The organism is Micromonospora sp. CA-263727, assembly GCF_050942455.1.
GTDB lineage: Bacteria > Actinomycetota > Actinomycetes > Mycobacteriales > Micromonosporaceae > Micromonospora.
In genome coordinates this window covers 1977675-2002979 of the sequence record NZ_CP192031.1, presented here as the reverse complement: position 1 = coordinate 2002979, position 25305 = coordinate 1977675, and the positions used below count along the sequence as shown (strand labels likewise).

Below are 25305 nucleotides of genomic sequence, written 5' to 3'. Positions count from 1 at the left end.
CGCCCATCGTCACCACGGCGATGCCGGCGCCGGCCCGGCGGGTCTCATGAGACGCGGCCCAGCAGGTCGGCCTCCCGGGCCGGGTCGAGGCCGACCGGCGGCCGGGCCGGCCGGCCAGCGCGGGCCGGAACCGTGCCGACCCGGCGCAGCCACGCCCAGGTCTCCGCGACCGTGTCGGCCACCGGGCGGCAGGTCAGCCCGTCGGCGTAGGCGCGGCCGACGTCGAGCTGCTGCATCCAGCGGTACTCGTGGCCCGGCGGAATCCAGATCGGCACATCGTTCCAGGGCGCCACTCCGGCGGCGAGCAGCTGGTCCGGGTCGACCCAGCGCAGCCGGGCGGCGGCGCCGGTGGCCGCGAGGCAGGCGCTGAGCAGCTCACCGGTGGTGGCGTGTCCGGGCCGGCTCACCACGTTGACCGGGCCGCCACGGCGGGCGGCTCCGGCGTCCAGCAGGAAGGCCGCCAGATCCCGGACGTCGACGTACTGCACCGGCAGGTCGGCCGGGCCGGGTGCCAGGACGTCGCCGCCCCGGGCGATGCGGCTCAGCCACCACGGCAGCCGGCCGATGTCCTCGCCGGGGCCGAGGATCAGCCCGGCCCGGGCGAGCAGCACCCGGTCGCCGAGGAGCTCCCGCAGCGCCCGCTCGGCACCGGACTTCAACGTCGGGTAGTCGCCGTCGGTGGCCGCCGGGTCGGCGTCGACCACCGGGGCGGACTCGGTCGCCCCGGCCACCACCGGCGGCGCGTAGACCGATGCGCTGGAGACGTAGACGTAGTGGCCGACCCGGCCGGCCAGCGCCCGCGCCGCCGCCTGTGCGGCCCGGGGCGCGCCGTCCCAGGTGTCGACGACGAGGTCCCACCCGCCACCGGCCAGCGCGGCCAGCCCGCCGGGCGCCGTCCGGTCACCCACCAGTCGCCGTACGCCCGCCGGAGGCGCCCCGTGCCGCCCCCGGTTGAACACGGTCACCGACCAGCCCCGGTGCAGCGCCTCGGCGACCGTCGCCCCGCCCACGAATCCCGTACCGCCCAGCATGAGGAGTCTCATGCCGTCCACCCTGCCGGTTGTCTACGCCGCGCGGGCGGCCCGTTCACCCTCGGCGGATCTGCCGAGGGCAGAAGCGGGGGCGGGGTCGCCCGCGCGGCGTGGAGGTCAACAACTTCCGGAAGACTATCGATAGGCTTCTACCCGGCTGGGGCCGTGCTGTCGCGGATCACCAGCTCGGTGGCCAGCTCGATCCGGGGGCTCTCCACCTGTTCGCCGTTGGCCAGCCGCAGCACCGTCCGGGCCGCCAGCATGCCCATCTCCGCCAACGGCTGACGCACCGTGGTCAACGGCGGCGAACACCACCGCACCTCCGGCAGATCATCAAACCCGACCACACTGATGTCATCCGGCACCCGCAACCCCCGCTGACGCACCGCCTCATACACACCCAACGCCATCTGATCACTCGACGCGAAAATCGCCGTCGGCGGATTCGCCAACCCCAACAACCGCACCCCACCCGAGAAACCAGTCTCGTGGTAGAAGTCCCCGGGGCACACGAGGTCGTCGTCGACGGCCAGCCCGGCGGCCTCCAGCGCGGCCCGGTAGCCGTCCATCCGCGCGCGGCTGCACATCAGCTGCGGCGGCCCGGCGATGAACCCGATCCGCCGGTGCCCCAGACCGATCAGATACTCCGTCGCCCGCAGGCCGCCGGCCCAGTTGGTGGCGCCGATCGTCGGCGCCTCCCGGGTCGGCAGGCCGTCTGCGTCGACGACGACCAGCGCGACGCCGAGCCGGCGCAGCTCGTCCTGCAAGGGCGGCTCCACCATCGAGGTCACGAAGATGACGCCCTCGGTGCCGCGCCGGCGCATGCCGTCGAGCCACTGCTGGGCGGAGGAGGTGCGGCGGTGGATGGCGGAGACCACGGTGCCCACCCCGGCGGCGTGCGCCACGTCCTCCACACCCCGGATGATCTCCACCGCCCACGGGCTGTCCAGGTCGTTGAAGACCAGGTCGAGCAGACCGGAGCTGGTCCGGGTGCTCGCCGGCCGGCGCTGGTAGCCGTGCCGGCTCAGCAGCTCCTCCACCCGCTCCCGGGTCTGCGGGGCCACATCCGAACGGCCGTTGAGCACCCGCGACACCGTCGGCACCGACACCCCGGCCAGGTCGGCGATCGCCGAGATGGTGACCTTGCGGGTGTCTCTGGCAACCACGGCACTCCCCCGATACAGCGACAGCCCGTACGGCGACCAGGGGCGACCGGGACGGGCGGCCGGCTGCCTCCCCCACCCTAGTACCGGAAGTTTCGCGCCGCCTACCGGTAGTTGGCGCAGGTCACATCGGCACCGGGCCAGCGGATCTGGACAGCCGCGCGGGCCGTCAACCGCGGGGGGCCGCCGCGCTGTCGCGGACCACCAGCTCGGTGGCCAGCTCGATCCTCGGGCTCTCCACCTTCTCGCCCTTGGCCAGCCGCAGCACCGTCCGGGCCGCCAGCATGCCCATCTCCGCCAACGGCTGACGCACCGTGGTCAACGGCGGCGAACACCACCGCACCTCCGGCAGATCATCAAACCCGACCACACTGATGTCATCCGGCACCCGCAACCCCCGCTGACGCACCGCCTCATACACACCCAACGCCATCTGATCACTCGACGCGAAAATCGCCGTCGGCGGATCCGCCAACCCCAACAACCGCACCCCACCCGAGAAACCGGCCTCGTGGTAGAAGTTGCCCGGCTGGATCAGCCGGTCGTCGATCGAGATGCCGGCCGTCTCCAGCGCCGCGCGGTAGCCGTCCATCCGGGCCCGGCTGCACATCAGCTGCGGCAGTCCGGCGATGAACCCGATCCGCCGGTGCCCCAGACCGATCAGATACTCCGTCGCCCGCAGGCTGCCCGCCCAGTTGGTGGCGCCGATCGTCGGCGCGTCCTGCGCGGGCACCCCGGCCGGGTCGACGATCACCACCGGGATGTTGAGCCGGCGCAGGTCGGCCTGCTGCGGCGGTTCGAGGGTGGAGGTCACGAAGATGACCCCCTCGGTGGACCGGGTCCGGATGTTGTCGAGCCACTGCTTGGCCGAGGAGGTACGGCGGTGGATGGCCGAGACCACGGTGCCCACCCCGGCGGCGTGCGCCACGTCCTCCACACCCCGGATGATCTCCACCGCCCACGGGCTGTCGAGATCGGGGAAGACCAGATCCAGCAGACCCGAACTCGCCCGCATGCTCGGCGGCCGGCGCCGGTAACCGTGCCGGGTCAGCAGCTCCTCCACCCGCTCCCGGGTCTGCGGTGCCACATCCGAACGACCGTTGATCACCCGGGACACGGTCGGCACCGACACTCCGGCCAGGCGCGCGATCGCCGCGATGGTCACTGTCCGGTTGTCGTTGGCAGCCACGCGGCGCCCTCCCTCTGCTCGCTCATCCCTTGACGCTGCCGGCCAGACCGCCGACGAGCTGACGTTCGGCGATGGCATAGAAGCCCAGCGCCGGGACCATGGACAGTACGACGTACGCCAGCACCCGGGCGGTGTCGTCAGCGTACTGACCCTGGAACGCCTGAACCCCGACGGGCAGTGTCCACCAACTCTGGTCGGTGAAGACGACCAGCGGCAGCATGAAGTTGTTCCAACTGGCCACGATCGCCAGCACCGACACGGTGGCGAGCGCCGGCCGGGCCATCGGCAGCAGGATCCGCCAGAAGAACCCGAAGGCCGTGCAGCCGTCCAGCGTCGCGGCCTCCTCGACCTCGGCGGGGATGGTCCGGAAGAACTGACGCAGGATGATGATGGTGACCGGCAGCCCGAAGGCCGCCTGCGGCAGGATCACACCGAGCGGATTGTCCAGCAGGCCCATGCTGCGCAGCAGGACGAACAGCGGCAGGATGGCCACCGCGAACGGGAACATCAACCCGACCGCGAAGAGGGTGAACAGCAGCTCCCGGCCGCGGAAGGCGAAGCGGGCGAAGACGAACGAGGCCATCGCCGCGGTGCCCACCACCACGACGGTGGTGGCCAGCGCGATGAGGGTGCTGTTGCCCAGCTGCCGCCAGAACACGCCCGAGCCGAAGATGCCGACGTAGTTGTCGAAGACCCACGGGTCCGGCAGCCCGATCGGGTTGACCGACAGCTGCCCGTTGTCCTTGAAGCCGCCGAGCACGCCGAAGAGCACGGGCACCACGATCAGCGCGCCGATGGCGATGGAGACAAGGTGCAGCACGAGGTGGCGGGTCCGCCGAGCGGGGTTCGGCGCGTTGGTCATCATTGGACTCCCCTGGTGGTGATCGCGCCCTCGGTGTCCCGGCGCATGACGACCCGCTGGTAGAACAGGGCGAACACGAGGCTCAGCAGGAACATGATGATGCTGATCGCGCTGGCGTAACCGACCTCGAAGCGGCGGAAGCCGTGCTGGAACATCGTCACCGCCATCGTCTCCGAGGCGTGGATGGGCCCGCCGCCGGTGAGCACCCAGACCATGTCGAAGAGCTGGATGGTGCCGATCACGGAGAGGAAGACGCTGATCCGGATGGTGGGCCCGAGCAGCGGCAGGGTCACGTGCCGGAACACCTGCCAGCTGGTCGCCCCGTCGGTGGTGGCGGCCTCGGTCAGCTCCCGGGGAATGTTCTGCCGGCCGGCCAGATAGAGGATCATGTGGAAGCCGAAGTACTTCCAGGAGATCACCAGGAACAGGGCGAAGAGCACGGTGTCCGGGTCGGCGAAGACCGCCTCCACCCCCAGCAGGCCCGACAGCGCGTCGCCCAGCCCCCGGTTCGGCGAGAACACCAGCGTGAAGAGCACCGCCGTGGTGACCTCGGAGAGCACGTACGGGGCGAAGAAGAGCAACCGGTAGACGCTGCGCCCGCGCAGCGGCTGGTTGAGCAGCATCGCCAGACCGAGCGACGCGGGCAGTTGGATCAGCAGCGACAGCACGATCAGGATCCCCGCGCGCCACAGGTCGCCCTGGAAGACCGGGTCACCGAAGGCCCGGGTGAAGTTGTCCAGGCCGACGTAGTCCTCCGGCAGGCCGAAGCCGTTCCACTTGAACATGCTGGCGTAGCCCGCGACCAGGATCGGCGCGATGACCAGCAGCAGGAACAGCACCAGGGCCGGGGCCAGGAAGAGAGCGATGGTGACCAGACCGCGGGGGCGGTCCCGGCGGCCACGGGGGGCCGCCGGAACCGCCGGCACGAGTTCGGGCACCGCGACGTCGCGCCGCTGGTTGGTCACCGGCGAGGGACTCATCGTGCCCGCTCCACTCGATCGTCGTACGGGTTTCGGCTTACCGGCATCGCTACTGGCTCTTCGCCACCGAGGTGATGTCCTTGACGATCTGGTCCGGCCGCTTGGTGCCGGCGACGAGTTCGGCGACGCTGTCGTTGACCTGCTGGCCGACCGCCGGCGGGTACGCCTGGTCGAGGTAGAGCTGGAACCCGGTCGCGCTGGCCAGGGTGGCCGCCACGACCTGGTTGTTCGGGTCCTTGATCGCGTCGGCGGCGGCCTTGCTGGTCGGCAGCACCGCGCCGGTCTCGGCGGACCTGCGCTGGTTCTCCACCTGTAGCAGCGTCCGCAGGAAGTCCACGGTGGCCGGCGGGGCGTTGCGGCCCAGCACGAAGCCGTTGCCACCGCCGAAGGCCTCGGTCGCCGTACCCTTGCCGCCGTCCACGGTCGGGAAGGTGAAGAACCCGAGCTTGTCGCCGAGGCCCTTCTTGCTGGTCGACGAGGACGCCTGGACCGCCGGAGCCCACTGGCCCATCAGCTCCATCGCGGCGCCACCGTTGCCCATCGTCGCGGCCTGCCCGTCCGGCGAGCCGTACTCCGCGCCCAGGAAACCCCGCTGGAACGGTTGCAGGTCGACCAGCTCCTTGAACCGCTCGCCCGCGGCCACGAAGTCCGGGGTGTCGAAGTTCTTCTCGTCGGCCGCGCGCTGCAACGCCTCCAGGCCACCGATGCGCATGGAGAGGTAGGCCCAGTAGAAGTGGGCGGGCCACTTGTCCTTGCCGGCCAGCGCGACCGGGACGATGCCGGCCGTCTTGAGCTTGCTCACCGTCTCCAGCAGCTGGGCCCAGGTCGTCGGCGGGGTGGTGATGCCGGCCTTCTCGAAGTGGTCCTTGTTGTACCAGAAGCCGACCATCCCGACGTCGAACGGGACGCCGTAGATCTTTCCGTCCAGGGTGTACGGCTGCAACGCCGCCGGCACCAGCTCGCCGACCCAGGGCTCGACGTCTTTGGTGATGTCCTTGACCAGGCCCGCGTCGACCTGCTGCCGCAACACGCCACCGCCCCAGGACTGGAACAGGTCCGGCGGCGAGCCGGCCTGGGTCGCCGTGGTCAGCTTGGCCTTGAACGCCTCGTTCTCCAGCGGCTGGATCTCGATCTTGACGTTGTCGTGCGCGGTCTCGTACTCCTTGGCCATCTCCGCCCAGACCGGCAGCATGGGCTCGGTGTTCTGGATGTGCCACCAGTTGATCGTCTGCGGGCCGTCCGGGTCGCTGGACCCGCCGTCGCTGCCACAGGCGCCGAGCAGGAGCGCGCCGGTGCCCATGCCGGCCAGACCCAGCAGCGACCTGCGGGAGATGTGCGCTGTCATGGTTCATCCCTTCGAGAACGTGTGAAGTGCTCGGAGTGCCGCCACGGTTCGGCGGAAGGTGCGGAAGCACAGCCCGGAAGTTTCAGCCAGCTGCCGGTATTTTCGATGTGATGGCCGGCACGTTACGACGCGTTGACGTGTGCGGTCAAGGGGGTGTCGCGGGCGGGCTTCAGCCGCTACCGTGAGCGGAATTCTGGAGCTTCCGGAGTGGAGACTTCCGGAAAAACACCGGGACCAGAACCTGAAGGAGTCGAACATGTCGACCGAGATCGCAGACGTGGCCACGGCCCGGTCGATCCGCAACCCCGTGCTCACCGGTTTCCACCCGGACCCGTCCATCCTGCGCGTCGGCGACGACTACTACCTGGCCACCTCGACCTTCGAGTGGTACCCGGGGGTACGCGTGCACCACTCGAAGGACCTGGTGCACTGGCGGGCCCTGGGCGGCATCATCGCCGAACGCCGCCTGCTCGACCTGCGCGGCTGCGGCGACTCCAACGGGATCTGGGCACCCGACCTCACCTACCACGACGGGCTGTTCCACCTCGTCTACAGCGACGTGGCCAGCTTCGCCAGCGGCTACTGGGACGCGCAGAACTTCCTCACCACCGCGCCGGCCGTGACCGGCCCGTGGTCGGACCCGGTCCGGCTGCACTCGCACGGCTTCGACGCCTCGCTCTTCCACGACGACGACGGCACGACCTGGCTGCTGTCGATGAGCGCCGACTGGCGACCGGGCCGCGACCGCTTCGGCGGCATCGAGATCCAGCAGTACGACCCGGTCCGGCGACAACTGGTCGGCCAGGCCCGGATCATCTTCACCGGCACCGAGGTCGGCCTGACCGAGGGGCCGCACCTCTACCGCCACGAAGGCTGGTACTGGCTGGTCACCGCCGAGGGCGGGACCAGCTGGGAACACCAGGTCACGGTCGCCCGCTCGCGCGAGCTGTTCGGCCCGTACGAGATCGACCCGGCCGGGCCGCTGCTCAGCTCCGTCGGCCGACCGGACCTCACCCTGCAGAAGGCCGGCCACGGCAGCCTGGTCCGCACCCAGCGTGGCGACTGGTACCTCGCCCACCTGGTCGGACGCCCCTACACCCCGCTGGGCAACTGCGTGCTCGGGCGGGAGACCGCCCTCCAGAAGGTCGACTGGCCGGCGGGCGGCTGGCCCGGCATCGCCGGAGGCATCCCGGCCGACGAGATCCCCGCCCCGGACCTGCCCGCCCACCCGTGGCCCGACCAGCCGGCCACCGACCACTTCGACACGCCCGAGTTGGCCACCTGGTGGTCGACGCTGCGCCGGCCCGCCACCGACGACTGGATCGACCTGCGGTCCCGCCGGTCGCACCTGCGCGTCTACGGCGGCCAGTCGCCGGTCGGCAAGCAGACGCCGAGCCTGGTGGCGCGGCGCGCGGGGGCGGCACACTGCTCGCTGGAGACCGTCGTCGAGTTCGACCCCGGCGACCACCGCCACCTGGCCGGGATCACCGGCTACTACAACACCCAGAACTGGCACTATCTCTACCTGACCCGCGCCGACGACGGGCGGACCGTGCTGGAACTGCTCAGCTGTGACAGCGGCCGGCGCACCGCATACCCGCAGCTCACCGTCGATGCCGGCGGCGCCCGCCGGGTCGGCCTGCGGGTGACGTTCGACGGCTCGGTGCTGCGTTTCGCGTACGACCTGGGCCACGGTTGGCAACAGGTGCCCGTCGAGTTGGACGCCACCATCCTCTCCGACGAGCACGCGGCGCTGATCATCGACGGCGAGCCCGCCGCCTGGGGCTTCACCGGCTCGTTCCTCGGGCTCTGGGTCCAGGACCTCGGCGGGGACGGCCGCTACGCCGACTTCGACCACGCCACCTACCTCGAAGCCCCCATGCAAGGAAGGGCCCCCTTTTAACGCCTGCGGTAGAGGCGGGGCCCCCTGTTAACAATCGGCCGCCGGGTGGGCGGGACGGAGCGCGCCGCCTTACCCGGCCCACCGCTCCCCCGGAAACGCGACACGGAAGGTCTGACCGATGGCACCCCGCACCCACCCCCCACTGGCAGCACACCGCGCCTGGTCCGGGCCGGCTGCCACGGCACGGCCCGTAGAGGCGATCGGCACCGACCACGTCCTCTGCCTCACCTTCGACGACGGACCACACCCGGTGCACACCCCACGCCTGCTCGACGTGCTGGCCGCGCACCAGGTCCGGGCGGTCTTCTTCCTCCAGGGCAACCGCGTCACCGAGCATCCCGACCTGGTCGGCCGGATCGTCGCCGCCGGCCACACCCTGGGCAACCACGGCATGCGCCACGACGACATGAGCCGTTGGACCGCCGGCCGGATCGCCTCGGACCTGCTGGAGACCAACGCGGTCATCCGGCAGGCCGTACCGCGTGCCCCCGTGCCCTACTTCCGGGCCCCCTTCGGCGCCTGGGGCCAGACCCCGCCGGTCGCCACCGCGCTGGGAATGCGGCCGATGGGCTGGCGGCTGGCGGTGACCGACTGGGAACCCCCCGGCACCGACGAGCTGGTCCGGCGGATCAACGACGGGGTCGCCCCCGGCGCGGTGGTGCTGCTGCACGACGGCGGCGGCGACCGCAGCCAGACCGTCGACGCCGTCGACCGCGTCGTGCCGGCCCTGCGGGCGCGCGGCTGGCGGTTCACCCTGCCCGATACGACCGCAGCCACCGGAGAGCGGTGACGGGTCGCCGGGCCGGCACCGGCCCCGACTACCCGCCCGGCGCGGGGGAGGCCGCCCGGTGGACGACCTCCTCGGTCGTCAGCGGACTACGTGGATGGTGGCTGAGGCAGATCGGCGCCTGCATCTTGACGAAGCGGGCACCCTCGACCGCCGCATAGAACTGCCCGGTCCGCATCTTTCCGATGTCGGAGATGTCGGTGCCCTTTGCCCTGGCCACGTCCCGGGCCGCCTCGATCTGCACCGGCACGGTCAGCAGGCCGAAGAACTGGGTGGCCGCGTTGCCGGGGATCTGGTTGTGCAGCGCCTTCGGCGCCTGCGTGGCGAAAACCAGGCCCAGCCCGTACTTGCGGGCCTGCGAGGTCAGCGCCAGGGTGCTCTGGGTGCAGGCGGTGACGCCGCCGGACGGGGCCATGGTCTGGGCCTCGTCCATCACGAAGAGCCCGCCCAGCGGCCGGTCACCGGCCGGGTGCCGCTTTATCCAGGTGAAGAGCGCGAGCTGCAACTGGTTGACGAAGCTCTGCCGCTGGTGTTCCTCGGGCAGGCCGACGAAACTGATCACCGACACCCGGGCCCGCCGGCCGGGCGCCGGGGTGAGCAGCTCGCCCGGGTCGACGGGCGTGCCGGCGCCGCCGAAGAGCGGGTCGTTGATCAGCGCGGCCTTGAGCAGCTGCGACATCCCGCCCGCCAGCCTCGGCGCGCCGTCGAGCTGGCTCGTGCCGTCCGGCAGGTCGTTGAGGATCTCGACGAACTCGCGCAGATCGTTCGCGCCGGTACGGGCATAGCTGATCAGCGCCTCGCGCAGCACCGCCCGACCCAGCCGCGCCTTGTCGGTGCCGCCGTCCACGCGGGCATGCGGGGCGAGCGTGGCGACGGCGGCATTCACCGCCGCGGTGAAGCCGTCCGGGTCGTCGAGCACGTCGGCGAAGCGGGGCAACGGTTGGAAGGTCAACGGCCGGCCCGCCTGCCGGCCCGGCGTCCAGATCACCACGTCCGTCCCGGACAGGTACGCCGCCGCCCGCTCCGCGTCGTCCGCGCCCCATCCGTTCGGCGGCACGGGCCACGCCTCGCCGAGCCTGGCCAGGTCGTTGTTCGGGTCGAGGACGATCGCGGAGACGCCACGCAACGCACACTCCTCGACCAGCCTGCGGATCAGGACGGTCTTGCCGGAGCCGGAGCCGGCGAAGATCACCGTGTGCCGGCGCAGTGATTCGAGGCCGATCCGCACCGGGTCCGGCCGGCCGGCGACCGCGCCCAGGTCCACGTACTCCGGATCGATCCCGGCCACCGCCATCGGCTCCGCCGCGACGGGCACGGGTTCCCCGGATCGCGGCGCCGGCACGACCGGGGCCCGCCCGACCACCCGGGCCGGCGTGGACGCCCCCGGCCCGACCGCCGCCCCCGTCCCGACCGCCGCCTCCGGCGCCGGCCCCGACTGGAGTGGGACGACCGGCGGCGACTGCCGCGCCGGGGCCGCACCGGTCCGGCCGCCCAACGCGTCCCGCAGGCAGGTGATCTCCGACGCCGGTCGCCGGTCGGCGAACCACGGCCGTAGCGTCTCCAACCCGTGGTGCCGGATGAGCTGCTCCAGGGCGACCAACCGGCGGATGTCCGCGGCGGGGAAGGGCAGCGTACGGCCACCGGCCCGCTCGAAGACCTCCAGCACCTCGCGGGTCCGGGCACCGCCCGACCACGGCGCGCTGCGCAGCAGGAAGAGTTTCCGCTTGGCGACTCCCTCGGTGAGCCCGGCGGTGGTGACGGCGTTGCGGATCCGGTTGAGCGCGGCGATGTGGTGCGGTGCGGAAACCGCCCGGAACGACCAGTGCTCCTCGTCCTCGCTCTCCTCGTCGAGGCTGTGTCGCAGCCGGGCGTGCAGGGCCGGTTTCCCGCCAGCGGGGATCGGGTCGAGGCTGTACGCGTCGACGGCGGGGCCCTGCTCGGCTATCCACGCGGTCAGCCCGGCCCTGAGCAACTCCGGAACCCAGCCGTCCTCGGACTGCTGGAGGAGGGCGGGCTCGGGGTCCGCCCCCGTGATCAGCTCCGCGTACCGCGCGTCGATCTTGCCGAACTCATCCGCCACAGTGCCGGCTGCCGGCGTGCCGACCGCCTGGGTCGGCCCGGCCGCGCCGGCTTCCTGGCCGGCGGTCGAATACAGCAGGTGCGTCAGCTCCCGCACCTCGCCGGCGGCGAGGCAGGACCGCACGTGCGTGTCGATGCGGCGGAGCAGTTCGCGCGGGGTGAAGCCGACGACCTCGTCGAAGGCGCTGGGATGCACCGGCCAGGTCGGGTACGGCGGCACGCTGCCCAGCTCGTCGAAGATCACCGCGAAGCGCTTCTCGACCAGTTCCCGGCCGACCTCGACGGAGGGGATGTCCTTGAGCGGGGCGGCCTCCCGGAACCGGTCCTGGACCGTGTCGGTGGCCTGTGTCTTGACGTTCTGCCAGGTCTGCGGCAGGCAGGAGACGATCGAGAGCGACTTTCGGGTGGTCTCGCGCAGCGCCATCAGGCCGCTGGCGATCTGTTCCAGCAGCAGCGAGGTCTGCCAGTCGGTCTCCCCCCGGACATCGCGGTTGGTCGCCTTCACCGACTGGGCGACCATCAGGTCGATCTGGTCCACCGCGATCACCGTCGGGCCGACCATGGCCAGCAGCCGGGACGCGTCGCGGACCACCTCCTGGGGCGCCCGCCGGCTGCGCCGCAGGCCCCATTCGGCCCGGGTGCCCGGCTCCTCCTCGTCGTTGGCGCAGAGCAGGTCGTAGCCGACGTCCTGGAGGGCGGAGGACTCGGCGGCGTAGAGGACCAGGGCCCGGGCGGTGTCCTGGCATTCGGTGCCGATCTGGCGGTTCGTCTTGCGGATCTGGTCGACGAAGGCGTCGAGCGCGGGCCGGCTGAGCTCGGTCTCGCCGGTGATCGCCCGGCGTACCGTCCGCGGCGCGTTGACCTCGTCGCAGAGCCGGCGCAGGAACGTCCGCAGTTGCGTCGTCCCGTCCGGCATCGGGCGGGCGAAGTCCGCCAGCATCGACATCGCGGTGCTGTGCCAGAAGGCGCGGGCCTCCAGCAGGGCGACGAGGAAGAAGAACCCGCCGCGCCGCTGCACCTCCTGACGTACCGTGCCGAGCAGGTGGGTCTTGCCGGTGCCCCGTTGACCGAGGATCGCGACCCCCACCGGGCTGGAGTCGGCGCTGACGTCGGCCTCCGCGAAGCTGTCCAGCAGCGTCTGGAGCACGTCGCGGTGCAGGCCCTCGACGTGGAACGGCGCCGGCTTCCACACGTCGTCCGGGGTCGGCGCCCAGTTGAACCGCAGCGCGGCCAGGGCCCGCCGTTCCTCGTCGGTCATCATGACGAGATGGCGATGAGGTGCTTGTCCTGGTTGCCGATGCTGACCGCGGCGGCCCGCTCCTCCGGCCTGAGCACCTTCTGGTTGGACTCGGGAACCAGATGTACGTCGCGGTCCCGGTTGAGCCGGATCAGGGCGTCGTCGACCTCCGTGCGGGGCAGGCCGTCCAGCGCGGTACGCAGGTCGGCGAGCATCACGTAGTCGCCGGGCGCGGCGGCCAGCCCCCGGTACGCCTGCCGTACCAACGTGACCGGGTCGGGCCGGGGCGCGGCCGGGGCGTCGTCCGCCGGCACGGCGAGCGCCGGGGCGACCTCGGCGGCGTTGATCTGCAACCGGAACAGGTCGTCGGCACGGATGCCCGAGTGGTCGATCAGCCGGCGCAGGAAGTCCAGCGCGACGTAGAGCGTCCCGCCGGCGGCACCGGCGCGCTTCGGTGGCTCCGCGCCCAGTTCCCCGACGGCCCGCTCCCAGCCCTTGTCGGTCAGCGCCAGGGTGATGGGTTTCTCGGTGACCTCGATCAGGCCGAGGGACAACAGCCGACGGCGGTGCTCGGGCTTCAGCGAAGAAATTCCGGCGACGTTGATGAGGTACGTCTGCGGCAACGGAGTCGCTTTGATCATTAGCGTGACGAGAATGCACCGGTCAACGAGGGTAAGGTCCTTTTCCGGCATGCGGATGCTCCTCTGTGGCACGAGCTTCCACCACGTTGACGGTGATGATCGAAGACTCGGAGGGGTGGCCGTGATGAGGGTTCGGCAACGGGGTGGCCCCGCGCCCCGGCCGATTCTGCCGACGGCGTCCGGCAAGCGCAAGGTCACGTAACCGGCCGCAGAAAACCGACAGCACCATTGAGTGGATCTTCAGCGGTCCAGCCTGGAACGGGTGCCTGAAACACCTGTTCGGAGCCTTGGGGAACGATCACGGGTCGGACCGTTGCCAAATATCGGCGGCACGGGGCAGCATGGCTGATCGGCGAGACGCACGTCGGCAATTTCTGCGGCACCGAGTCCGCCTGCTCGCCTTTTCGGGAAACCGCCACGGAGGTGACCGGTGCAGTCTGAGGTGGTCCGCTACCAGGTCGACGACAAGACGGTCGCGCTGATCGAGGTCGAGCCGCCCGAGGGATTCCAACCCGCCGGGGTCGGTGACGTCGCCGGCTGGGTACGGGAATCCGCCGCGCCGGCGGTAGCCGCCGCGAAGGAGCTGTTGGAAGAGGTCAAATCGGTTGCCCCGGACGCCGTCGAGGTGCGCTTCGGCATCAAGGCGACCGGGACGGCGAACTGGGTGGTGGCCAAGGCGGCCGGCGAGGCGAACTTCGAGGTCACCCTCGCCTGGTACCCCGACGGAGCCCCGGAGCGCGGCACCGGGCCCGGACGTTGACGGACGGCCCGGCCCGTGACCGCAGCCCCCGACGACAGCCCGTGGGCGGTCGCCCTCCACCGGGAGGCGAACCCGCACACCCCGGTCGGCACCGGCATCGTCATCGACACCAACCTCGTCCTCACCTGCCACCACGTGGCCTTCGCCGCCGACGGCACCCTCCACGATGACCTCTGGGTCGCCTTCCCCCTCGCCCCGAAGGTCAACTACTTCGATCGGCGGCGGGTCGGGCAGTGCCTGCACGACGGCAAGCGGGCGGCGCACGTCGACCTAGTCCTGCTCGAACTGGTCGAGCCGGTGCCGGCCTCAGTCGTACCGGCGCGGCTGCGCTGCCTCGAACCCAAACCGCTGATCGGACGCCCCTTCTGGACGTACGGCTTCCCCGCCGGGATAGCCGGTGGCACCCCCACCACCGGCACCCTCAGTGAGATCGGCGGCTGGGGACACATCATGATCAACAGCGGCGCCGGCGGCGCGCTGAGCAAGGGATTCAGCGGTGGCGCCGTCTGGTCACCCGAATACCAGGCGGTGATCGGAGTCGTCGTCACCGCCAACGGCCAGGGCAAGGGGCAGGCCGTCACGCTTCACCACGCCGACGAACAACTGCCCGAGATGAAACTGGGGACCCTCGCCGCGTGGCGGGTCGAGGACGCCGACGACACCGCCCTCTCCGCCTGGGGATGGACGCTGCGCACCGACGGCGAAGCCGGGCGGCACTGGCTGCCCCGGGCCCGGGGAGTGGCGGTCGACACCGAGGGAGGCGCCCGGTTCCGCGGCCGGACCGCGGCCCTGCGGCGCATCGTGGACTGGATCGACGCAGCGGCGCCGGTCACCCGACCGCTGATCGTCACCGGCTCCCCCGGCGTGGGCAAGTCCGCCGCCCTCGGCCGGATCGTCACCACCGCCGACCCGCAGATCCGGGCGACCCTGCCGGACGACGACGTCGCCGTCCGGGCCACCGTCGGCTCGGTCTCCTGCGCCGTACACGCCAAGGGCAAGACCGCCATCGAGGTGGCCACCGAGATCGCCCGCGCCGTCGCCGTCGACCTGCCCGGCGCCCCGGCCGACCTGATGCCGGCGGTACGCGAACGGCTGGAGCGCCGCCCCACCCGCTTCGCCCTGGTCATCGACGCGCTCGACGAGGCCGCCGACCCCGGCCACGCCCGGCAGGTCATCGACGACATCCTGCTGCGGCTGGCCCGGGACTGCGGCCCGTACGGAGTCCGGGTGGTCATCGGCACCCGGCGCTCCGACGACCAGGGCGATCTGATCGCCCGCTTCGGTGAGAACGCCGCGCTGATCGACCTCGACGCACCCGAATACTTCGCCGAGTCCGATCTCGTCAACTACGCCCAGGCGACCCTGCAACTGCGCGGTGCCGAACGCCCCGCCAACCCGTACGCCGACCCATCCGCCGCCGCGCCGCTCGCCCGCCGCATCGCCGCCCTGGCGAAGGGGAACTTCCTGGTCGCCGGCCTCGTCGCGCGGGCACACGCGCTGCACGACACCGCGCCCGTCGACCCGGCCTCGGTGTCGTTCACCGCCACCGTCGCGCACGCGCTGGACGCCTACCTCGCCGGGCTGCCGGCGGCCGGCTCGACCTCCGCCCGGCTGGCGCTGACCGCCGTGGCGTACGCCGAGACACCGGGACTGCCACTGTCGCTGTGGCAGGCCGCGGTGACCGCCCTCGGCGGGACGGTCACCGCGGCGGAACTGCTCGCGTTCGCCCGCACCTCGGCGGCGAACTTCCTGGTCGAGACCGGCGGCGGCGCGCAGCCCGCGTACCGGCTGTTCCACCAGGCGCTCAACGACGCGTTGCTGGCCGACCGCGACCCGCGGGCCGCGCGCCGGGACGATCACCGCCGGCTGGTGTCCGCCTGGGTCGAGCTGGCCACCGCCAGCGGCTGGGCCTCCGCCCCCGACTACCTGCTGCGGTCGCTGCCCCAGCACGCCGCCCGCGCCGGGCTCGTCGAACAGCTGCTCACCGACGAGGACTACCTGCTGCACGCGCACCTGGACCGGCTGCTCACGGTGGTCGACACCGAGCAGACGCCGATGGCGTCGCTGCCCCGGGCCCGGGCCCGGCTGCTGCAACGCACCCCACTGGCGGTGGCCGCCGAACCGGCCGAACGGGCCGCCCTCTTCTCGGTGGTCGACCGGCTCGACGGCCTCGACAGCGCGATCACGGCCACCGCGGCGCCGTACCGGGCGCGCTGGGCGCACACCCCGCCCCGGCAGGAACGCAGCGTGCTGGACGGGCACTCGCAGGCCGTCTACGACGTCGCCGCCATCGAGATCGACAGTCGACGGTTGCTCGCCTCCGTCGGCGACGACGGCACCGTCCGGCTCTGGGACCCGCTGACCAACCAGGCCGAACAGGTCTTCACCTGCCACGACGACACGATCCGCGGGGTCTGCGCGGTCCGGACCGGCACCGGCGAGGTGCTGATCGCCACCGCCAGCCACGACGGCACGGTCGGGCTGTGGGACGCGCGGACCGGACACCGGCGGCACGACCTGCGCGGGCACCACGACTGGGTACGCAACATCTGCGCCATCCCGCTTCCCGACGGTGACCTGCTCGCCTCGGCCGGAGACGACCGGACGGTACGGGTGTGGGACCCGGTCACCGGCGCCCAGCGGTACGAGCTGACCGGACACGTCGGTTGGGTGACGGCCGTGACGTACCTGCCGGCCGCCGGCCGCCACCTGCTCGCGTCCACCGGCTACGACGGCCTGATCCGGATCTGGGAACCGACCGCCGGCACCGAGCCGACGCTGGTGCTCACCGGCCACACCGGATGGGTCACCACCCTCTACGCGGTCCGCACGCCCGATGCCACGCTGCTCGCCTCGGCCGGCTACGACGGCACGGTACGCCTCTGGGATCCGCTGACCGGGCGGGCCGTCCAGGTTCTCGACACCGGCGGACCGATCACCGACCTCTGCACGGTCGACACCGTCGACGGTCGCCTGCTGGCCTCCACCGGCGAGGACGGGCTCATCCGCCTGTGGGAGGTGCCGACCTGGGTCAGCCGACCCAGCCTGCGAGGACACGCGAGCTGGATCCGCGCGGTGTGCGAACTGCGGACGGCGAAGAACCGGATGCTCGCCACCGCCGGGGACGACGGCACCGTCCGGTTGTGGGATCCTGCCGGCGGCCAGCCCGACCCGGTCGCCGACCAGGACCGGTTCGGGCCGGTCGGCGCCATCTGCCGGGTGCCCGGCGAGCGGCCGGCGATCGCCACGGGCGGTGTCGACGGCCAGGTGCGGTTCTGGGATGTCGACACCGGGGAACGGCTGCTGGAGTTCGGCACGGCGGGGGCCGCCGTCAACGCGATGTGCATGGTCGCCGACGACGAGGAGCCCCTCGTGTTCACCGCCCAGGACGACAGCACCATCGGGAGGTGGAGTGCCCGCGACGGCACGCTGGCGGAGGAGATACGAGAGCACCACGCCCCGGTCGCGGCGCTCTGCCCGATCGTCGTCAACGGCGAGACGCTGATCGCCTCCGCCGGTGACGACCAGACCATCCGGCTGTGGCACCCCTACACCGGCACCGTACGCACCGTGCTGCTCGGGCACGTCACCCACGCCTGGGTGACCGCGTTGGCCACCATCGGCTGGCCCGGTTTCGAGGCGCTCGCCTCGGCGGACAAGAGCGGCACGGTGATGCTCTGGGCCGGCGCGGACACTCCGATCTGGACCCAACAGGGCCACCAGGACGCCGTGAGCGCGCTGTGCGGTGTCACCGTGGCCGGCCGCCCGATGCTGGTGTCGGCCAGCGCCGACCACACGATCCGGATGTGGGACGCCGAGTGGGGCCAGCCGGTCCGGTGGTTCATCGGCCACAGCGCCGCGGTCACCGGCCTGAGCCTGGTGCGGGTCGGCGGTCGGGACCTGCTCGCCTCGACCAGCCGCGACCGCACGGTCCGGATCTGGGATCCGATGACCGGGCGGACGGTACGCACGATTCCCGTCTACCACCCGGCGCTCACCTGCCACACCCTCGGCGACACCCTGCTGGTGGGTCTGGATCGGGGCCTGCTCGCGCTGACGATCATCGACTGACGCCCGTGCGCCTCGGCGGGCCATGCCGCGCGAGCAGGACGGGTGCTGCGGCAAGGGTTGCGGCGATCGCGCCGAGGCCGGCGACGAGGAGGCTGGTCGCGCCGCCGAGGAGCACGACCGCTGGTCCGCCGAGTGCGGTGCCGGAGAGGTTGGCGCCGTTGAGGACTGCCGAGGACGAGGCGAAGGCACGGCCGCGTACCTCGGCGGGTATCTCGGCGTGGATGAGGTTCCGGATGGCCAGGACCTGCATGGCGTTGGCGACGCCGGTGAACACGAAGCCGACGAGGGCCACGGCAAGGACGGGGATGGCGGCGACGACGGTCAGCGCCACCCCCATGAGGAGCCCGGCTCCGGCGAGCACGCGCGGCTGGGCGGCCACCGGCACGCGAGGCGCGAGAAGGATCGATGCGGCCACCATGCCGACGGCGTGGGCGGTGACCACCAGCCCGTAGCCGATGTTCGTGGTGCCGATGTCCTCGCGGACGAAGAACACCCGGGCGACGCTCACGGTGGCGGTGAAGACGACGGCGGCAGCCAACGCGGAGATGGCCGTGGCCAGCAGGCGGTTGCGGCCCAACACGCTGACCCCCTCGCGTACCTGCTGCGACCAGCGTGGGCGGGCGGCGGGCACCGGCTCGCGGCGCACGGCGACGACGGTGAGAAGCACCGCCGCCAGCACGAACGTCACCGCGTCGACCAGCAACGCGACCCGGCTGCCGAACGCGGCCACGAGCACCCCGGCCAGGGCCGGTCCCAGGGCGTTCCCGACCGACCGGAAGGCTTCCAGGCGTCCATAGCCGTGCGCGACCCGTTCCTCGCCGACAACCGCGGGCACCAGGAGCAACAGCGCTGGCGAGACGATGGCGAGACCCGCGCCCAGCGCGGCCACGAGCAGCAGCGTGATGCCGACGTGGTCGGTGAGCGCGACGACCACCACGACGCCAGCCTGCACCAGTGTGACCGCCGTGATCAGGCGGCGGCTCTCCACCCGGTCGATCAGCGGCGCGGCCAACGGACCGATCACCACGACCGGCAGCACCCCCGCCACGACCAGGGCGGAGATCAGGACCCCCGATGCGCCCTGCTCGTAGAGCCGCAGTGTCAACGCCACCAACGCGACCTGGTCACCCAGCGAGGAGATCGCATAGGCGAAGGCGACTGCGGTCAGCGCGGAACCACCACGAATCGACACCTGGCGATCCTGGCACGAACCGGACAGGCACCGTGGCCCCGCCTCGCTGATGCCTCACCAGGGACACGCCCGTGTCAGCCTGGTTCCGCCTCAACCGCTCGGTGGGCGGGAGCAGCCGGGTGAGGTGGAAGGGTGACCAGTGACGACCCTTGACGCTCTGATCAGCGCCGCATTACTGGGACTCCTGGCAGGACTGTCCAGCTTCAAGGTCAAAGAGCGGTGCCCGGAGTGCTGATACATGCCTTCTGAGTTGTCGCGCAGCGGCTGTCTAGATCCTCGCTCGCGACCCCTTGACGCTCGGCAGCTCGCAGTGCGGCTCCGGGCTCCTGGACTTCTGGGCTCCGAACTGCCGCAGATGCTAACGATCTCGGCGGTGAGGTCTACGCCGATCGTCACCATCCGCAATCAACCGCATACTCCTTGACGCCATCCATGTCTGCCCTCAGGATGGCCACGTCGCAACATCCCGCAACCGTCAGGACAGGGAGTGGACCATGCGCCTAACGTTGATCGGTAAGGATCCGGAGTCGAACCCGACCGGCTCGCCCACGGTGTACCGCACCGACCGGGAGAGCTGGGTGGTGCAGGGTTGGGAGGTGTCGGATCCAGCGGTGTTGGCACAGATGAGCATCCCGGAGGGTGAGTCCTGCGTGGAGATCCCGGACCGGATGCTCCAGTTCTTCAGGCAGGGGGATCGTGACCTCGATCAGTGAGGACGAGTTCGAACGGCTGCTCGTGACCTTCGAACGCGATGCCATCCACCTGGAGACGCGCGACGCCTACGGCACTGCGGTTGAGCTGCCGTACATGGCCAAGTGGGCCGTCGGCGAGCCGGACGATCTAGCGTGGCTGGAGGGCTGGTGCGAGAGCCTGCGCGAGCACGTCAAGGCAGGCCGGTCGGTGCGCCGGGCGCGTATCGTCTCTGAGCCGTTGAGCGACTACCAACGCTGGTCGCACAGCATCGCCGAGCCCATGGTGGACGCTGGCGAGGACATCCGCTGGGTGCCGCGTCGGCTGGTGTCGTCGCTGGCGCTGCCGGGCAACGACTACTACCTGTTCGACGACCGCCTGGCGGTCTTCCTGATCTACGCGGGCAACGGCCTGGCCGTGGACCGGGTGGCGTCCACCGATCCCGCCGACCTGAAGTTGTGCCGGTCGGCGTTCGAGGCCGTTTGGCAGTTGGCTATCCCGCACCGTGACTACCAACCCGTCTAGCGCCGCCCGCCAGGGCCAAGAAGCACTCGGCGTCCGTCTCCGCGAGCTGCGTAAGGAAGCAGGGCTCACGGGGCGGGCGCTGGCAGCCTTGACCGGCCAGCACTTCACGCGGGTCAGCAAGATCGAGCATGGCGTGCAGCCGCCGACCGACAACGACATCCGCGCCTGGTGCCGGGCGTGCAACGCCGAGGACCAGATCCCGGATCTGACCGCCACGCTGCGGGCGGTGGAGTCGGCGTACCTGGAGTTCCGGCGGCAGAGCCGGGCGGGCATGAAGCGAGTGCTCGGCGCGCACACCCTGGCCCTGTACGAGCAGACGTCGGTGTTCCGGATCTACGAGCACAACGCCATCCCCGGACTGTTCCAGACCGCCGACTACACGGCGGCGATGCTGTCGTTCTGGATCGACTTCCTGGAGACGCCCAACGACCTGGACGAAGCCGTCGCGGTGCGAATGGAGCGTCAACGAGTCCTCTACCAGCGGGGCAAGCGGTTCGTGGTGGTGCTGGAGGAACAGGCGCTGCGCACCTGGTTCGGGGACGCCGCCACCCAGGCCGGGCAGCTGGACCGGCTGCTCGCGGTGATGTCCCTGCCGAACGTCTCGGTGGGCATCATCCCCCTGATGACGGAACGCCCGGCGGTGGCGTCCACTGGCTTCTGGATCTTCGACAACCTGCTCGTCGCGCTGGAGACGCCGACCGCCAGCATCGAGGTCACCCGGCCGCACGAGATCGAGCTGTACGCCCGGATGTTCGACCGCCTCCAGGTATCGGCCGTGTACGGCCCTGAGGCGCGGGCGTTGATCGGCCGCACGATCGACCACCTCGGCCAGTAGTGTCGCAACACTTCGCAACATCATGGACGCCGTTGACGGCCCGCTCATACCGTCATTGCGGAACTTCGGTAAGACGGACGCCAGGTACGAAAGACGGCCGTTGCAGTGGATCCGGTGACGACACCCAGGCCGGAAGCCCACTGGCTAACGGACGAACGGCCGGCCACTCGCCTGGCCATGACGAATCAACGTCTGTCCGTTCGGTGACGAGGTTCCCTTGAGGCTGCCGGACGGCCCCGCGGCAACGGTGTCCGTCCGGCAGCCACCCTCAAGCAGGCGAAGGTGACCCGTGATGACGCTTGGTGCTCTGATCAGCGCCGTACTACTGGGATTCCTGGCAGGACTGTTCAGCTTCAAGGTCAAGGAGCGGTGGTGCCCGGAGTGCGGCGCATCCACCCTGCGAAAGGCCCCCGTCGAGGCCCGCAGAAAGCGGGATACCGCCACCACGGCAAGGGCGGCAGCTCGTCGGCACGATGACCGCGAGCGGTAGCCGAGCAGGCCGACACGAGCATCTGCCCACGCCGCCGGAGCCGCCGACACCCAAACCATGGCCAGCTTGCGATAGATGGTGGGCGATACTGGGTTTGAACCAGTGACCTCTTCCGTGTCAAGGAAGCGCGCTCCCACTGCGCCAATCGCCCGTGGTGACCGCCGGCACCCGGAGGTGCGGGCAGATCGCGAGCGGACGACGGGATTCGAACCCGCGACCCTCACCTTGGCAAGGTGATGCGCTACCAGCTGCGCTACGTCCGCACGCCCCCGACAGTGCCGGGGACGGGCCAACTCTACCCGATGACAAGATCGCCCAAGCGACACCCCCGGCGCCGACGTGGTTGCGCAGGCCACCGGCGGAGTGCAGATCTCCCCCGACAGCACACCACATCCGTGGTCCGCCGTGGCGACCTCATGCCTGGTCGTAGTGGATGTACGGGTTTAGGATCTGCCGCCGCCACAGGTAGTTGCGCTCCGACTTCGTCAGCTGAGCCTCGTCGGCGGCTTCTTCCCACTCCCGTGAGATGACTTCGAGCTGAGCCTCGATGATCAGATCGGCGTCGTGTCCAGAGAGCAAGAAGTCCGGGGCTGCCTTGCGGCACAGTCTCAGTTGGCTGGCACGCCCGCCGGGGGTGCGCGTGATGTTCACGGCATGGCTGGCGGTTTCGCCGCTTCGTAGCTGAGGGCAGAGGTCATACGCCGGGGTCAACGTCAACTGTGCGCCATCCCAGAAGGCGGCATGATTGCGCAGATGATCATCGGTGTTCCCGATGCACACATTGAAGACCATCCTTGCGAACAGCTCACGCAGGCTCTGGGCGGAGTCGGCGAACGTCCTGCGGATCGCGTCCGCGATATCCGGGTAGCTGGCGTGCCGTGCACCCATCTCGTTCTCGGCCAGGATGGTCAAGGCCGACACCATCATGCGGCGCTGACCGGGTATCGCGGTACGGTCGAAGCGCTCCACGAGCAGCACGTCGCGACCGGCGCAGCGGATCACCTCGCAGGCAGCGACGTGCAGGCCCACCCGCCGAGCGAGAATCATTCCGACAGCCTCTGCCTTCACCACCGGGTAGTAGTCCCCCGTCGCGGACAGCTTGGCGATCAGGTGGCGGCTCTGGTCAACCAACGTGACCTTCGGGCGGGCACCACCAATGGACGTGCCACGAGTCAGCGCCTCACTCAAGGCTGGCGATAGAGGTCGACCAGCCTCGATCGCTTCGGCAGCGTCGATCAGTTCGGCCAGTTCAGCCGTCTCATCACGCGCGACATACTCGGCGGCGCTGGGCTGGAAGTCCAACCCGCCGATGCGGCCGGAGCCGGAGCTAAGCAGATAGGTCAACTCATCCAGGGCAGCAGTATCCGCGTCGCTGTCAAGGTGACCGAAGCGGCGGGCCATGATGACACGCCGGCCCCATGCATCAGGACTGGCGTCGCGTAGACAGCCGGCCAGCGACAGATCCCGCCGCGGTTCTATCGGCCCCTCCCTCAGGGGTAGCTCCGGCGCATACAGAGGGACCGCGTCGGGGCGTGCCAGATAGGTCTGACCGTATGCGAAGACGTAACGCCCGTCGTCCACGGCGACGACGCGACCCGCGACCACCGGCTCCGTGGCACCGGGTAGCCACACCCAGACGTAGGCACTTCGCGGTATGGCCGTTCCGCCTGCCATGCTCGTCCTCCTTGGCACGCTGTCAGAAGTTGTCGTCGACGACGATTGACGGCCGGGTCACTCGGGTCGGCAGCAGTGCCAGCCGCTGCCGTGCGGCGGCGGCCAGAGAGCGCAGCTCTCGTTCGTCGGCGGCGAAAAGCGGTATGCCGACGATCACCGCAGCCTCGAACGCCACGCCCAGCGCCACGGTCGGGGTGCCCCGCTCGAGACGTCCGATGGTCTGAGGCTGCACTCCGACGCGTTCGGCCAGGTCCGCAGCCGTCCAGCCGCGCTCCTTGCGTGCGGCAGCGATCTGCGAGCCGAGCAGCGCGACAGCGGCCCGGGTCGTCGGCATGTAGGACCTGGTTCGCTTGGCCATCACATCCTCACCTTCGATAAAACAACAGTAGCATTGCACAACTTTCGTTTTATCAAACTGGGGGCGGGTTTGAGGGGCCACTACGGCAGCCTCGGCGATGTAACCGTCCGCAGCATCGCGTTCAGGATCGACACGCCCCCCGGTCCACATCACAGAAGACAGCCGGACAGCCGGCTCCGATACGACAAGAGCCGGATGCCCCAAATCGGGCATCCGGCTCTATTACCACACCGGTGGGCGATACTGGGTTTGAACCAGTGACCTCTTCCGTGTCAAGGAAGCGCGCTCCCACTGCGCCAATCGCCCTTGCTGTGCGAGGTGGGGACGGGATTTGAACCCGCGTACACGGCTTTGCAGGCCGTTGCCTCGCCTCTCGGCCACCCCACCGAGGTTGCCCCCGTCACGCGTGGCGGCAGCTCCGAGCGGACGACGGGATTCGAACCCGCGACCCTCACCTTGGCAAGGTGATGCGCTACCAGCTGCGCTACGTCCGCACGCCCCCGGGTGTTTTCCGGTGACGGATGAGAACTTTAGCCGAGCGACGGAAGGGTTGCCAAATCGGGGCCCGGTCACGGCGCGTCCGGAATCCCCGCCCGCAGAGCTTCCTAGGAGACTGGATCAGCCGTCCGTTGGGTGGGCCCGGCGGGTGGTGGCTTCCGGGCGCAACGGCCGGAGCAGCGGGAACGTGAAACTTGCCGTCCGGGCAACTGTCCGGGTTCTGACTGTCGCAAGCCGGATCAACGGGGTTTTGGTGACCGACTGTATCCAATTCGATGGGCTACGGTGACCGATGTGACGAGACGTGCGGCCGAGATCCGCCTGGATGCCCTGCTGCGCACGGCGTGTGACGTGATCGTGGAGCGCGGGCTCGCGAACACCCGCACCGCGGACGTGGCGCAGGCCGCCGGGGTGAGCCAGGCGCTGGTCTTCTACCACTTCGCCACAAAGGAGCGGCTGCTCGCCCAGGCCTTCGCGTACGCAGTCGAGCAGGATCTGGCCCGGCTGGACGCGGTGACCAGATCCAGCGCCCCACCGCTGACCAAGCTCCGCCGGATCCTGCGCCTCTACACCCCGGCCGGGCGGCCCACCTCGTGGTCGATGTGGATCGACGGCTGGGCGGAGTCGCTGCGTACGCCCGAACTGGAGAAGGTCTCCCGCAAGCTGGACCTGCGGTGGCGGCAGGACCTCGCCACGGTGATCTCCGACGGGGTCCGCGAGGGCATCTTCGAGTGCGCCGACCCGGCCGGCGCGGCCTGGCGGATCAGCGCGGTGATGGACGGCCTGGCGGTACAGCTCGCGGTGCACGACCGGGTGATCTCCCGCCGGCAGTTCGCCGAGTGGGTACGCCTGGTGACCGCCCGCGAGCTGGGGCTCGACCCGGCACAGCTCGACTGAGCCGCCCGGCTGCGGGCGGAGCCACACCGCGGCGGCCACCGGAGCCACCGCCGCGGCCACCGGAGCCACACCGGCCGCCACCGGCGGCCACCGGCGGT

Annotated in this window: 19 protein-coding genes and 5 tRNA genes; 8 read left to right on the top strand and 16 right to left on the bottom strand. The window is 70.7% G+C overall.

Going from position 1 to position 25305, the window contains the following annotated elements; genetic code table 11:
* Window positions 1-44: 44 nt before the first annotated feature.
* The 6 genes from ACQPYA_RS09135 to ACQPYA_RS09110 form a co-directional block, all read right to left on the bottom strand.
* On the bottom strand, window positions 45-1043 hold the full coding sequence (locus ACQPYA_RS09135; protein ID WP_433532184.1) for an NAD-dependent epimerase/dehydratase family protein: 999 nt from the start codon (window positions 1041-1043) through the stop codon (window positions 45-47).
* A 137-nt stretch (window positions 1044-1180) separates the two neighbouring features.
* Window positions 1181-2197 (bottom strand): LacI family DNA-binding transcriptional regulator, encoded by a 1017-nt coding sequence (locus ACQPYA_RS09130; protein ID WP_433532183.1) that lies wholly within the window; start codon window positions 2195-2197, stop codon window positions 1181-1183.
* Between the two features lie 166 nt (window positions 2198-2363).
* Window positions 2364-3383, bottom strand: coding sequence for a LacI family DNA-binding transcriptional regulator (locus tag ACQPYA_RS09125; RefSeq protein WP_433532182.1), 1020 nt, complete (start codon window positions 3381-3383; stop codon window positions 2364-2366).
* Between the two features lie 22 nt (window positions 3384-3405).
* Window positions 3406-4248, bottom strand: coding sequence for a carbohydrate ABC transporter permease (locus ACQPYA_RS09120; protein ID WP_433532181.1), 843 nt, complete (start codon window positions 4246-4248; stop codon window positions 3406-3408).
* The gene (locus ACQPYA_RS09115) at window positions 4245-5225 is read right to left on the bottom strand and encodes a carbohydrate ABC transporter permease (protein ID WP_433532180.1); all 981 of its coding nucleotides are present in this window, start codon (window positions 5223-5225) and stop codon (window positions 4245-4247) included. Before ACQPYA_RS09115 ends, ACQPYA_RS09120 begins: the two co-directional genes overlap by 4 nt.
* A 49-nt stretch (window positions 5226-5274) precedes the next feature.
* On the bottom strand, window positions 5275-6570 hold the full coding sequence (locus ACQPYA_RS09110; RefSeq protein ID WP_433532179.1) for an extracellular solute-binding protein: 1296 nt from the start codon (window positions 6568-6570) through the stop codon (window positions 5275-5277).
* Window positions 6571-6826: 256 nt separating this feature from the next.
* Between ACQPYA_RS09110 and ACQPYA_RS09105 the strand changes: the two genes are divergently transcribed.
* Together ACQPYA_RS09105 and ACQPYA_RS09100 are read left to right on the top strand one after the other, a co-directional pair.
* Entirely contained in the window at window positions 6827-8473 is a 1647-nt protein-coding gene (locus ACQPYA_RS09105) for a glycoside hydrolase family 43 protein (protein WP_433532178.1), read from the top strand.
* Between the two features lie 118 nt (window positions 8474-8591).
* Complete coding sequence (locus tag ACQPYA_RS09100) at window positions 8592-9263, top strand: polysaccharide deacetylase family protein (RefSeq protein ID WP_433532177.1); 672 nt, start codon at window positions 8592-8594, stop codon at window positions 9261-9263.
* A 28-nt stretch (window positions 9264-9291) separates the two neighbouring features.
* Here ACQPYA_RS09100 and ACQPYA_RS09095 read toward each other — a convergent pair whose 3' ends face one another.
* Both ACQPYA_RS09095 and ACQPYA_RS09090 read right to left on the bottom strand, forming a co-directional pair.
* Complete coding sequence (locus tag ACQPYA_RS09095) at window positions 9292-12600, bottom strand: helicase HerA domain-containing protein (protein ID WP_433532176.1); 3309 nt, start codon at window positions 12598-12600, stop codon at window positions 9292-9294.
* Window positions 12597-13217 carry a hypothetical protein gene (locus tag ACQPYA_RS09090; protein ID WP_433532175.1) on the bottom strand — a complete coding sequence of 207 codons (621 nt, stop codon included), beginning with the start codon at window positions 13215-13217 and terminating at the stop codon, window positions 12597-12599. The genes ACQPYA_RS09095 and ACQPYA_RS09090 overlap by 4 nt, the downstream gene beginning before the upstream one ends.
* Before the next feature lie 430 nt (window positions 13218-13647).
* Between ACQPYA_RS09090 and ACQPYA_RS09085 the strand changes: the two genes are divergently transcribed.
* Together ACQPYA_RS09085 and ACQPYA_RS09080 are read left to right on the top strand one after the other, a co-directional pair.
* A complete protein-coding gene (locus tag ACQPYA_RS09085; RefSeq protein WP_433532174.1) occupies window positions 13648-13977 on the top strand; it encodes a CU044_2847 family protein in 330 nt (109 codons plus the stop codon).
* 15 nt (window positions 13978-13992) lie between these two features.
* Window positions 13993-18048, top strand: coding sequence for a trypsin-like peptidase domain-containing protein (locus ACQPYA_RS09080; RefSeq protein ID WP_433532173.1), 4056 nt, complete (start codon window positions 13993-13995; stop codon window positions 18046-18048).
* Here the strand turns inward: ACQPYA_RS09080 and ACQPYA_RS09075 are convergent.
* Window positions 18038-19240, bottom strand: coding sequence for an MFS transporter (locus tag ACQPYA_RS09075; RefSeq protein WP_433532172.1), 1203 nt, complete (start codon window positions 19238-19240; stop codon window positions 18038-18040). The genes ACQPYA_RS09080 and ACQPYA_RS09075 overlap by 11 nt on opposite strands.
* A 494-nt stretch (window positions 19241-19734) precedes the next feature.
* On the opposite strand from ACQPYA_RS09075, the gene ACQPYA_RS09070 reads away from it, so the two are divergent.
* From ACQPYA_RS09070 to ACQPYA_RS09060, 3 genes are read left to right on the top strand one after another with little or no spacing between them, the layout of a single operon-like run.
* Window positions 19735-19953: a hypothetical protein gene (locus tag ACQPYA_RS09070; RefSeq protein ID WP_355051786.1), complete on the top strand. Its 219-nt coding sequence runs from the start codon at window positions 19735-19737 to the stop codon at window positions 19951-19953.
* A complete protein-coding gene (locus tag ACQPYA_RS09065; RefSeq protein WP_433532171.1) occupies window positions 19937-20455 on the top strand; it encodes a DUF6879 family protein in 519 nt (172 codons plus the stop codon). Before ACQPYA_RS09070 ends, ACQPYA_RS09065 begins: the two co-directional genes overlap by 17 nt.
* Window positions 20436-21290 (top strand): helix-turn-helix domain-containing protein, encoded by an 855-nt coding sequence (locus tag ACQPYA_RS09060; RefSeq protein WP_433532170.1) that lies wholly within the window; start codon window positions 20436-20438, stop codon window positions 21288-21290. Before ACQPYA_RS09065 ends, ACQPYA_RS09060 begins: the two co-directional genes overlap by 20 nt.
* Before the next feature lie 566 nt (window positions 21291-21856).
* On the opposite strand, the gene ACQPYA_RS09055 is transcribed toward ACQPYA_RS09060, so the two are convergent.
* From ACQPYA_RS09055 to ACQPYA_RS09025, 7 genes are all read right to left on the bottom strand, one after another.
* Window positions 21857-21931 (bottom strand) — tRNA-Val (locus ACQPYA_RS09055).
* A 39-nt stretch (window positions 21932-21970) separates the two neighbouring features.
* A tRNA-Gly gene (locus ACQPYA_RS09050) sits at window positions 21971-22043 on the bottom strand.
* Between the two features lie 151 nt (window positions 22044-22194).
* Complete coding sequence (locus ACQPYA_RS09045) at window positions 22195-23454, bottom strand: type II toxin-antitoxin system HipA family toxin (protein WP_433532169.1); 1260 nt, start codon at window positions 23452-23454, stop codon at window positions 22195-22197.
* A gap of 22 nt (window positions 23455-23476) precedes the next feature.
* Window positions 23477-24025: a helix-turn-helix transcriptional regulator gene (locus tag ACQPYA_RS09040; RefSeq protein ID WP_433532168.1), complete on the bottom strand. Its 549-nt coding sequence runs from the start codon at window positions 24023-24025 to the stop codon at window positions 23477-23479.
* Window positions 24026-24046: 21 nt separating this feature from the next.
* A tRNA-Val gene (locus ACQPYA_RS09035) sits at window positions 24047-24118 on the bottom strand.
* Between the two features lie 10 nt (window positions 24119-24128).
* Window positions 24129-24199, bottom strand: a tRNA-Cys gene (locus tag ACQPYA_RS09030).
* Between the two features lie 34 nt (window positions 24200-24233).
* Window positions 24234-24306: transfer RNA gene (locus ACQPYA_RS09025), tRNA-Gly, on the bottom strand.
* A 298-nt stretch (window positions 24307-24604) separates the two neighbouring features.
* Between ACQPYA_RS09025 and ACQPYA_RS09020 the strand changes: the two genes are divergently transcribed.
* A complete protein-coding gene (locus ACQPYA_RS09020; RefSeq protein WP_433532167.1) occupies window positions 24605-25207 on the top strand; it encodes a TetR/AcrR family transcriptional regulator in 603 nt (200 codons plus the stop codon).
* Window positions 25208-25305: the final 98 nt, after the last annotated feature.

What these genes read in the sequence shown, in the direction of transcription:
- ACQPYA_RS09120 (WP_433532181.1), bottom strand. Translation starts at nt 4,248, where the DNA reads ATGATGACCAACGCGCCGAACCCCGCTCGGCGGACCCGCCACCTCGTG.
- ACQPYA_RS09100 (WP_433532177.1), top strand. Translation starts at nt 8,592, where the DNA reads ATGGCACCCCGCACCCACCCCCCACTGGCAGCACACCGCGCCTGGTCC.
- ACQPYA_RS09115 (WP_433532180.1), bottom strand. Translation starts at nt 5,225, where the DNA reads ATGAGTCCCTCGCCGGTGACCAACCAGCGGCGCGACGTCGCGGTGCCC.
- ACQPYA_RS09045 (WP_433532169.1), bottom strand. Translation starts at nt 23,454, where the DNA reads ATGGCAGGCGGAACGGCCATACCGCGAAGTGCCTACGTCTGGGTGTGG.
- ACQPYA_RS09070 (WP_355051786.1), top strand. Translation starts at nt 19,735, where the DNA reads ATGCGCCTAACGTTGATCGGTAAGGATCCGGAGTCGAACCCGACCGGC.
- ACQPYA_RS09040 (WP_433532168.1), bottom strand. Translation starts at nt 24,025, where the DNA reads ATGCCCGATTTGGGGCATCCGGCTCTTGTCGTATCGGAGCCGGCTGTC.
- ACQPYA_RS09135 (WP_433532184.1), bottom strand. Translation starts at nt 1,043, where the DNA reads ATGAGACTCCTCATGCTGGGCGGTACGGGATTCGTGGGCGGGGCGACG.
- ACQPYA_RS09095 (WP_433532176.1), bottom strand. Translation starts at nt 12,600, where the DNA reads ATGATGACCGACGAGGAACGGCGGGCCCTGGCCGCGCTGCGGTTCAAC.
- ACQPYA_RS09105 (WP_433532178.1), top strand. Translation starts at nt 6,827, where the DNA reads ATGTCGACCGAGATCGCAGACGTGGCCACGGCCCGGTCGATCCGCAAC.
- ACQPYA_RS09110 (WP_433532179.1), bottom strand. Translation starts at nt 6,570, where the DNA reads ATGACAGCGCACATCTCCCGCAGGTCGCTGCTGGGTCTGGCCGGCATG.
- ACQPYA_RS09090 (WP_433532175.1), bottom strand. Translation starts at nt 13,217, where the DNA reads ATGATCAAAGCGACTCCGTTGCCGCAGACGTACCTCATCAACGTCGCC.